General features: G+C 60.0%; 10 protein-coding genes and 1 pseudogene. 7 read left to right on the plus strand and 4 right to left on the minus strand.

The genetic code is table 11. The annotated features are described in order from the left end of the window. Nucleotides 1-54: 54 nt before the first annotated feature. Entirely contained in the window at nt 55-819 is a 765-nt protein-coding gene (locus tag BV908_RS21235) for an IS6-like element IS6100 family transposase (RefSeq protein ID WP_001389365.1), read from the minus strand. Nucleotides 820-861: 42 nt separating this feature from the next. Further along, a pseudogene (locus tag BV908_RS21245) lies at nt 862-1,071 on the minus strand (recombinase family protein); the annotation flags it as partial. A gap of 189 nt (nt 1,072-1,260) precedes the next feature. Here BV908_RS21245 and BV908_RS21250 point away from each other — a divergent pair. From BV908_RS21250 to BV908_RS21285, 7 genes are all read left to right on the plus strand, one after another. Further along, on the plus strand, nt 1,261-1,533 hold the full coding sequence (locus BV908_RS21250; protein ID WP_017510520.1) for a CopG family ribbon-helix-helix protein: 273 nt from the start codon (nt 1,261-1,263) through the stop codon (nt 1,531-1,533). A gap of 26 nt (nt 1,534-1,559) precedes the next feature. After that, nucleotides 1,560-1,814, plus strand: a complete 255-nt coding sequence (locus BV908_RS21255) for a type II toxin-antitoxin system RelE/ParE family toxin (protein WP_246867573.1) — start codon at nt 1,560-1,562, stop codon at nt 1,812-1,814. Between the two features lie 5 nt (nt 1,815-1,819). Beyond that, a complete protein-coding gene (locus BV908_RS21260) occupies nt 1,820-2,356 on the plus strand; it encodes a hypothetical protein (protein ID WP_038314822.1) in 537 nt (178 codons plus the stop codon). Between the two features lie 512 nt (nt 2,357-2,868). Then, on the plus strand, nt 2,869-4,071 hold the full coding sequence (locus BV908_RS21275) for a DNA cytosine methyltransferase (RefSeq protein WP_210434051.1): 1,203 nt from the start codon (nt 2,869-2,871) through the stop codon (nt 4,069-4,071). Then, nucleotides 4,071-4,973 (plus strand): NotI family restriction endonuclease, encoded by a 903-nt coding sequence (locus BV908_RS21280; RefSeq protein WP_033455135.1) that lies wholly within the window; start codon nt 4,071-4,073, stop codon nt 4,971-4,973. Before BV908_RS21275 ends, BV908_RS21280 begins: the two co-directional genes overlap by 1 nt. A 27-nt stretch (nt 4,974-5,000) precedes the next feature. Beyond that, complete coding sequence (locus BV908_RS22565; protein ID WP_172686273.1) at nt 5,001-5,177, plus strand: hypothetical protein; 177 nt, start codon at nt 5,001-5,003, stop codon at nt 5,175-5,177. Beyond that, a complete protein-coding gene (locus BV908_RS21285) occupies nt 5,174-5,380 on the plus strand; it encodes a hypothetical protein (protein WP_102661114.1) in 207 nt (68 codons plus the stop codon). The genes BV908_RS22565 and BV908_RS21285 overlap by 4 nt, the downstream gene beginning before the upstream one ends. A gap of 62 nt (nt 5,381-5,442) precedes the next feature. Here BV908_RS21285 and BV908_RS21290 read toward each other — a convergent pair whose 3' ends face one another. Further along, nucleotides 5,443-5,679 carry a hypothetical protein gene (locus BV908_RS21290; protein WP_074168497.1) on the minus strand — a complete coding sequence of 79 codons (237 nt, stop codon included), beginning with the start codon at nt 5,677-5,679 and terminating at the stop codon, nt 5,443-5,445. A gap of 146 nt (nt 5,680-5,825) precedes the next feature. Next, the coding region (locus BV908_RS21295; RefSeq protein WP_103738568.1) for a Tn3-like element IS1071 family transposase at nt 5,826-8,317 on the minus strand (2,492 nt) is incomplete at its 5' end.

The raw sequence follows: 8,317 nt of genomic DNA on the forward strand, positions 1-8,317 counted from the left end.
GGCTCTGTTGCAAAGATTGGCGGCAGTCAGAGGTAGGCTGTCGCTCTGCGCCGATCAGGCGGCTGCTGCGAAATGGTGGTTGAGCATGCCCATGGCCTCCGTCAGCGCCGAGGGCCCAATGCCAAAAGCTCTCTCCACAAGGCGCACCTCGCCCCTGATGCCGGGCTGCAGGCACCAGGGGCGAGCCTGTCCTTTGCGCAGGGCTCGCATGACTTCGAATCCCTTGATCGTGGCATAGGCCGTGGGGATCGATTTGAAACCGCGCACCGGCTTGATCAGTATCTTGAGCTTTCCGTGATCGGCCTCGATCACGTTATTGAGATACTTCACCTGCCGGTGGGCCGTCTCCCGGTCCAGCTTTCCTTCGCGCTTCAATTCGGTGATCGCTGCACCATAGCTCGGCGCTTTGTCGGTATTGAGCGTGGCAGGCTTTTCCCAGTGCTTCAGGCCTCGCAGGGCCTTGCCCAGGAACCGCTTCGCTGCCTTGGCGCTGCGGGTCGGCGACAGGTAGAAATCGATCGTGTCGCCCCGCTTGTCGACTGCCCGGTACAGGTAGGTCCACTTGCCCCGCACCTTGACGTAGGTTTCATCCAGGCGCCAGCTCGGATCAAAGCCACGCCGCCAGAACCAGCGCAGCCGCTTCTCCATCTCCGGGGCGTAGCACTGGACCCAGCGATAGATCGTCGTATGGTCGACCGAAATGCCGCGTTCCGCCAGCATTTCCTCAAGGTCGCGATAGCTGATCGGATAGCGACAATACCAGCGCACCGCCCACAGGATCACATCACCCTGGAAATGGCGCCACTTGAAATCCGTCATCGTTCCGTCCGTCCAATCTCCGCCAAGCATGCTCAAGCTTCACGATTTTTGCAACAGAGCCAGCCGCCACACCACCAGCACGTCACCGTCGCGCACGTATGCCAAGGCGGTAGCCAGACCGGGCCGCTCGGTCTTCGCGCCGGAAACCGTGTCTTCGAAAATCCGCCCGCAACCCGCGTTGCGCAGTGCGTCCGTTTGTAAGGCGGTGTCCTGTTCCGCCGTCGATACCCGCGCATAGCCGATCAGCGCCATTGCCCACCCTCTTGTCCGTTATTCCGTCCGTCTATCTTATTGTCCGAAAACCCGTTGCACAAGCATGTTATCGGACAATGTCCGGCATGGCCGCCTAATGATCGTTTGCCGGACAAGGCTAGGGATGGACTCGGGGGTAGAAAAGGGCTAGATTATCACTTGGTATTACTACGTGATAAGAGTCCCACTATGGCAACGTCTCTCAAGATCGACGACACGCTAAAAGGTCGCGTCCAGCACCTCGCCAGTCAGCGCCGCCGCTCGCCCCACTGGATCATGCTCGAAGCCATCCAGCAATACGTCGAGCGCGAGGAAGCCCGCGAGAGCTTCAAGCAGGAAGCCTTGGCATCCTGGTCGGCCTATCAGGAAACCGGCCGGCACCTGACCGGCCAGGAAGTGCGCACCTGGTTGAACACCTGGGGCACCGATGACGAAAAAGCGGTGCCTGAGTGCCACAAGTAATCGTCACAGAAGGCGCAGCGGAAGGCTTGGAACGATGCCGGAGGTTCCTTGCCGTCAAGGCCCCGGAAGCCGCCATGCGGGCCGGCCAAGCCATCGAGCGTCAATTCCTACTGCTGGAAACGGCCCCCGACATTGGCCGGCCGTTCCCTGAAATGCCAGAGTTGCGGGAGCTGGTGATTGCCTTCGGGGATTCCGGCTATGTGGCCCTGTACCGCCATGAGCCGACCGAGGATGCGGTGTATGTCTTGGCATTCCGGCACCAGAAAGAGGCGGGCTACTGATAAGCATGAACGAATTTCGCCGACTGGCCGCGAGGATAGATCAGCAGATGCAGCAGCTTTCCGCCGAAGGCGTGAGCGAGGCACATGCTGTCATCAATCGCATGATGGGACACGTGCCCACCCTGCACAGGATTTGGGTCAGCACTTCCGACCAGCAGCTCATGGCACTGTCCCGCGAGTTCCCAGGGTTCTATCGTTACGCCCACCTCATGGAAGAGGCGTCCGAAGCCGAACGCAACAAGGCATCGCGGTCCTATGACGGCATGGCCGAGTTCTCCGAACAGCATAAACAAATGGGGACGCAATTGCTGACAACGGCGGCCACACTTGAGCGCGGCTATCAGGCACTTCGTGCAGGTGGCAACCTGCAAGCCTTCCAGCCACATCTCAAAGAGCTGGGGAGACTGCATCGGCAATGGCTGTCCGACTTGGACGACTTCAAAAGCTCGCTACGTGCGCAGGGCGCAGAACCCAAGGTGCTGGACTACGTGAACGAGGCGTTCGGACGCCTGGCAGACCGCATCAAGCAACTTGCCGGTTGATCGCCGGAATTTTCGGCGGTTCCGGCTTCGTCGCGCCGTGCATGTGACTTCTGAGCACTCCCGGCCTCTCGCGGCATTTCGTGCATAGGACTCCTGACACGTCACGTTCAGGAGTCCTATGCACACATGGCGGCCAGCCCAATGAACTGGTGCAGTCGTCTTCTGAAAATGACAGATGCAGGGCGTGTCGCAAAACTTAGGATATATGCGACGAAATAGCGCTTTTTTTGGATACACAAACGTGTATCCATGCGATACTGTCACCCTATGTCGAGCAAAGACGCTGGCCTTCGTATCCGTGTTGAAAGGGAACTCCGCGAGGCGTTCCAAGGGGCTTGCTTGGCCGAAAACAGGAGTGCGTCGGAAGTGTTGCGCGAGTTCATGCAGGCATTCGCCGACCGGCATCAAGGCGGCTTGCAACCCGATATGTTCACGGCACCAGCAGCCAGGAAGCCACGTCAATCAACCAAGAGAAAAGCGATATGAGCCAACTTAATTCTTTGGAAGGGCGCTTGACCTCGCTCGACTTGTTTGCAGGCGCGGGCGGACTGTCCGAAGGACTGCGCGAAGCCGGTTTCACGTCGCTTTACGCAAACGAGATTTCCCCGCGCTATGCGCAAACCTACGCCGCCAACCATCCGGCCACGCAGGTCGATAGCCGGGACATTCGCAAGGTCGATGCACGCAAAGTCCGAAAACTATTGGGTTTGAAGCGGGGCGAATTGGACTTGATCGCAGGTGGCCCGCCCTGCCAAGGCTTTTCGATCAACGCGCCCAAGCGTTCCACCGAGGATTCACGGAACCACCTGTTCCGCGAATACCTGCGGTTTGTCACCGAATTTCAGCCGCGAGCGGTCTTAATCGAAAACGTCCCTGGCATGGTGTCGTTTGAAGGCGGCGCAACGCTGGATGCGATCCTGGAATCATTGAAGCAGCTCGGCTACGACGCCGACGTGCGGATTCTGTACGCGCCGCATTACGGCGTGCCGCAAACCCGCTGGCGCACGATCATCCTTGGCAGCCGTTGCGGCGTCGATCCGACGGCGCTATTCCCGGAACCGCTGCGCCAAGCGCCGGTTCGGGTGAATTTCACCTCGCAATTCGCCGGGAAAAACTTGGTGAACTTGCCGCGCTCCCTGGAGTTGCCGTCACACGTCACGGTCAAGGATGCCATTGGCGACTTGCCAGCCCTGCGCAACGGCGAGATTGGCGAAAAGGTCAAAGACTACCGGCACCCGGCGGATAACCCGTATCAACAATTGATGCGGGCGGGTTCAACGGGCGTGACGTGTCACGAGGCCGCCCGGTTGAGCAAGATCAACCTTGAACGCATGACGCACATTCCGCCGGGCGGGAACTGGACGGATATTCCCGAAGCCCTGTTGCCGCGCGGGATGCGCATGGCGCGGCGCAGTGACCACACGAAGCGTTACGGTCGGGTCAATCCTGACGGCCTCGCATCCACCATCCTGACCAAGTGCGATCCACATTGGGGCGCTTACTTCCATTACGAGCAGGACAGAGCCTTTACCGTGCGCGAAGCTGCACGCATCCAGTCCTTCCCTGACACCTACGTTTTCTGCGGATCGCGGGTTGAGCAATACGAACAGGTGGGTAACGCCGTGCCGCCGCTGCTGGGCGCAGCCGTCGGGCGAGCTATCGCCCATGTGCTGGGGAGTGTCCGCAAAAACGAGCGCAAAGTACGGGTGGCGTAGTGGCGGGGAAGATTTGGGAGTTCTTCGGTTATCGCTCCGATGACCACTCTCCGGCGGCAGTGGCCGCCGCGACGGACAAACAATGCCCCTACTTGTCCGAAGTGTGCGAAAAGCGGTTGAGTGACGGGGCCATTGCCGGCGTTTGCACCATCAAGCCGGCAACTTCCGGCCCCGTTATTTGCTGTCCTATTCGCTTGTATGCAGACAAGTACCGTGCCCTGTATGACGTGGCAAAGATCGCGTTTGACGACGATTTAGAGCTGATCGCGGGCCGGCAAGCATCAGCGCGGGCGCGGGCGAAACAAGCGCCGGTCGTGGCCGTGTTCGGCAAACGCTGGGGCGGCGAATTGCGATTGCCGCAAAAGGACGGCGCGGGCAGTTACTTCGTGGATTGGGTGCTGGCGTTGCTTGATGCCAATGGCAAACTGAAAGAGTTCGTCGCCGTTGAAGTTCAGACCATCGACACAACGGGCAACTATCGCAACGGTCGAGAAGCCCTGCTCACGCCGGAACGCACAAACCCGGCGACCACTGCCGGCCTGAACTGGGAAAACGTCAATAAGCGCATCCTTCCCCAACTGATCTATAAGGGCCAAGTGCTGCAACGTGAAGCGTTGTGCCGGAAAGGCTTGTTCTTCGTCTGCCCGCAACCTGTTTACACGCGGATCATGGCCCGCCTTGGTGGCGTTGGTGGTTTGATCCGCTATGCCTTGCAACCGGCGTCGATCACGTTTCTTGCCTATGAACACGAAGAAGCCGGCATCATCGACGGGGCCACGGTGCCGCTGAAAGCACTGCCGCCACATTCGACCACGGTTTACAAGGTTCAAGAGGCGTTCAATAACGTCACACTGCCGGATGAAAACGTCTATAAAACCGCTATTGAGGCCGCGCTAGGCTAACGGTCGCATCTGAGAAAAGGAAAAGACGTGAGCAGCGAAACCGCCACCATCAGCGCCGCCGTTCCTGCGGACGTGAAAACCGAAGCTGCCGCCGTCGCGGCAGCGCACGGCATGAGCCTGGCCGCCCTGGTGCGCGATCTGGTGGCCCGCGTGGCTGCCCGTGATGCCGAAACGCTGGCCTGGCTCGATGAGGCCCGCCGATGAGCCGCCCGCGCTACACGCTCGATGAGCTGCTGGCCGAATCCGACTATTCGCAGCCGCTACCGCCCGAAGAACGGGAATGGGTCGATGCGCCCGCCGTTGGCCGCGAGTGGCCGGCCTGCGAAACCCTGGAAGGCGAGGGGCTGGCCAACATCGCCAGTTCCGACGATGACGGTCGCGACGGTGGATCTCATCGCCAGAAGTGACGATGCAAGATCCAGACGTGAAAAGGGCGGCCACTGGCCGCCCTTCTTGTTCCTGGTCGCCGTTACCGGCTCGCGTTCCAGTCTGCCATCTTCAACTGCGCCAGGGCCGATTCAGCGTGCAGCCTCTCCAATGCGGCCGCCTCGCGGGCGCGAAGGGTGGCAAGCGATACCGCCAGCAGCTCGCGCCGCTCGGCCGACAAGCCGGGTTCGCGTAGCTCGGCCTCGATGCTGTCCATTGTGTTCTGCGCCCGGCTCGCCGTGACCTGGTAGGCGTCATAAGCCGCCTGGACGGGGGCCATGATGGGGTCTCCTCGTTTTCAGTGCAATAAGTGACGGTACGAAAAGCTAGCACTGGCGCGGAGGTGGTGTTGGTAGATCGTTGATTTCATTGACTTTCCTGTTCACTTTCAAATCTGCGATTCGTGGCGTCAAACCGTGGTCGGTTTCATCCATTGGTGCCAGTTATCGATGCATTTGGCCGCGAAGGCAGGATTTGGTCAGCATAGCGGTCAACCGGGAAGCGAAACACACCCCGCAAGTTGATGCTCTCCAGCCTGGTGGGCGCAATCTTCCCGATCAGTTCCGGTGGAATGACCTGGCGGCGGTTCGACCAGCGATCCAGGACCGCCTGCATCTGTGAGGTATTCCACGCCATCACGATGTTGGCCATCAGGCTCAACGCATCGGCCACAGCCTGCATTTCATCGACACGTTTGGCCTGCGCCGGGCTGATCCGGCCGGTATAAATGGCGCGCTTGAGGGCGTTAACAGCCTCGCCCCGATTGAGCACCCGGCGCAACTCGTTCCTGAAAGCGTCCTTGACAAAGTAGTCAGCCAAAAACGCCGTACGCAGCAACCGCCCCAATTGCACGCCAGCCTCATAGATTGGATCGCCCTGGGCGGCAGAACCGAACCGCGCAAGAGCTGCCACCGCACTGGCATGTCCGCTCATGACCGAGGCTGCCAGGTGCACCAGACTATCCCAATGCTTTTCGATCAAAGCGACGTCGACATTGGCTTCGCACACCGCAGCGATTTCTGCGGGCACTTTGGTGCCGCGTGGCACAAAGAGGTGGCGCTGTTTGAGTTCCTTCAACCGCGGGCAAAGATCAAAACCAAGCAAACGGGCATGTGACATGGCAAAGTCGGTGTAGCCATGGGTATCCACAGCAAGCTGGCTGGTCTCCAGCTTTTCTTGGCGGATGACACCTTCAATGGCCACGCCCGCCTGGCGCTCATTGAGCACAAAGGGCTGCGCATGGAAGATGCCCCACCGGTCTTTTACATGGGAGTAGATTCCAATGGAAGGTGTGTTGCGCCGAGGATCAAGCCGGGCTTGCCACACCCGTTTGGTGGTCTCCATGGTCATCATGTCAGAAGATGCCAAATCGGACCGCCCCCAGGTGGCGGCAATCGGGTGTCGCTGCATGAATTCCAGCACAGCCTGGCAGGCCTGGCTCAGACGCCGTTCGTCCCGCGCCCAGCGCATGGCCTGGCGAATGCTGGTGGCAGACAATTGCGGAATCATGCGCGCGCATTCGACCGCAGTCAGACTGGTGCCGTGGGCCATGATGCCGGCATAGACCATCAGCAGCTCGTCGGTAGAGCGCGGCTCACGTCCGAGCATGATCCAGCTAAAGCGCACCTGGGCGTCAACGGCCAGAATCACTTCCGGCAATTGAACCTCACCGATGCGGTGATCCAAAGCCGCGCGCAGCTTGGTCACTTCTGGGTCTTCGTCCTCTGCGGGCAATGGCGACAAATGGAGTTCATCATCCACGCGCAGTACGCCACTGCGGGCTGCAGCGGCCACCGCATCGACACCGGCAGTTACTCTGGCCAGCAAAGGCTTCAAGAAAGTGGCAGCCTTGCTGGGTAACGATAGACGGGCATAGTGTTTCTTGGACTCTGCCTGCCAACGCTCGTCCGTGAAGAACAAGCGCGCACGACCCCGAAAGCTCAGGCTGTGCTCAATCCAGACCGAGCCATTGCGCACCGCGCGGCGCAGGGCAAACAGGGTGGCCACCTCCAACGCCTGAAACGCCCGTTCCCGGTCTGGGCTGGAGATCGAAACCTGCCAGATCATTCCCAGACTTGGTGCCACCACTTCAACTGGCAGCTTTCTGGATCCTTTGAGATATAAAGCTTGCAGCTTGGCAAGGTACTCGATGGCAGGATGCTCGCCGGTGGCCTGCCAGGGCAGCTTTGCAATGGCGACGAGCAACGACCGCACGGGGCGAATTCCATCAATCAATCCCTCGCGGACCAGGGAGGCCCTGCTCGGTGGTTTGCGTTTCTGGGTTTCGGTGATCAAGGCTTCAAGACGGGCACGCAACTCAGCATCTGGCACCGCACCTTGCGCGCTCAAGGCAACAAGTTCGCCGAGCAGCGTTTTGTACATTGCGGCCCAATTGACGGTAGCGGGGACATCGGCGGCAGCCTGACGCCACAGATCGGCGATCCGGCGCTGCACCATAAGGATCAACTGGTCTGTGGTGGTGAACAGGCAATACCGAAGAAAGCATGCGACCTCCACGGTGCGCGCTGGCTCTTTGATCTTGGCTCCGGCTGAGGGCGGCCTGGAGACAAGTCGGCGCGCGTAGCGGCGCAAGATGAGATCGGGGATGTCTGCCAGGTGCTTATGAACGTCCAGCGTGTAAAGCAGGTCGATGCGCTCCAGTACCTCGCTGATTTGGCGGGTTGAGTGTTTCGCCGGTGCAGCCCATAGCCAACTCTGCTGGGTTTGTCCATCTGGGCGCAGCTCTGAAACTGAGGCTCGCCAGCGATCAAGTGTTGCTGGATCAACGCTGGCGGCGATGGCGGTGCCTGTTTCAACTTCAAGCTGGGCAAGTGCCGCCGCAATCAGTGTCCGAATTGCCCGCTCGTGCACGATCACCAGCTTGTTCTTGTACAGCCATTGACGCGCCCGCACGAGTA

This window comes from Diaphorobacter sp. LR2014-1, assembly GCF_002916785.1.
GTDB classification, from domain to species: Bacteria; Pseudomonadota; Gammaproteobacteria; order Burkholderiales; family Burkholderiaceae_C; genus Diaphorobacter; species Diaphorobacter nitroreducens.

Bases quoted from the DNA above. Each gene is read 5' to 3' on its own strand.
- BV908_RS21235 (WP_001389365.1), bottom strand. From the start codon at position 819: ATGACGGATTTCAAGTGGCGCCATTTCCAGGGTGATGTGATCCTGTGG.
- BV908_RS21250 (WP_017510520.1), top strand. From the start codon at position 1,261: ATGGCAACGTCTCTCAAGATCGACGACACGCTAAAAGGTCGCGTCCAG.
- BV908_RS21260 (WP_038314822.1), top strand. From the start codon at position 1,820: ATGAACGAATTTCGCCGACTGGCCGCGAGGATAGATCAGCAGATGCAG.
- BV908_RS21285 (WP_102661114.1), top strand. From the start codon at position 5,174: ATGAGCCGCCCGCGCTACACGCTCGATGAGCTGCTGGCCGAATCCGAC.
- BV908_RS21290 (WP_074168497.1), bottom strand. From the start codon at position 5,679: ATGGCCCCCGTCCAGGCGGCTTATGACGCCTACCAGGTCACGGCGAGC.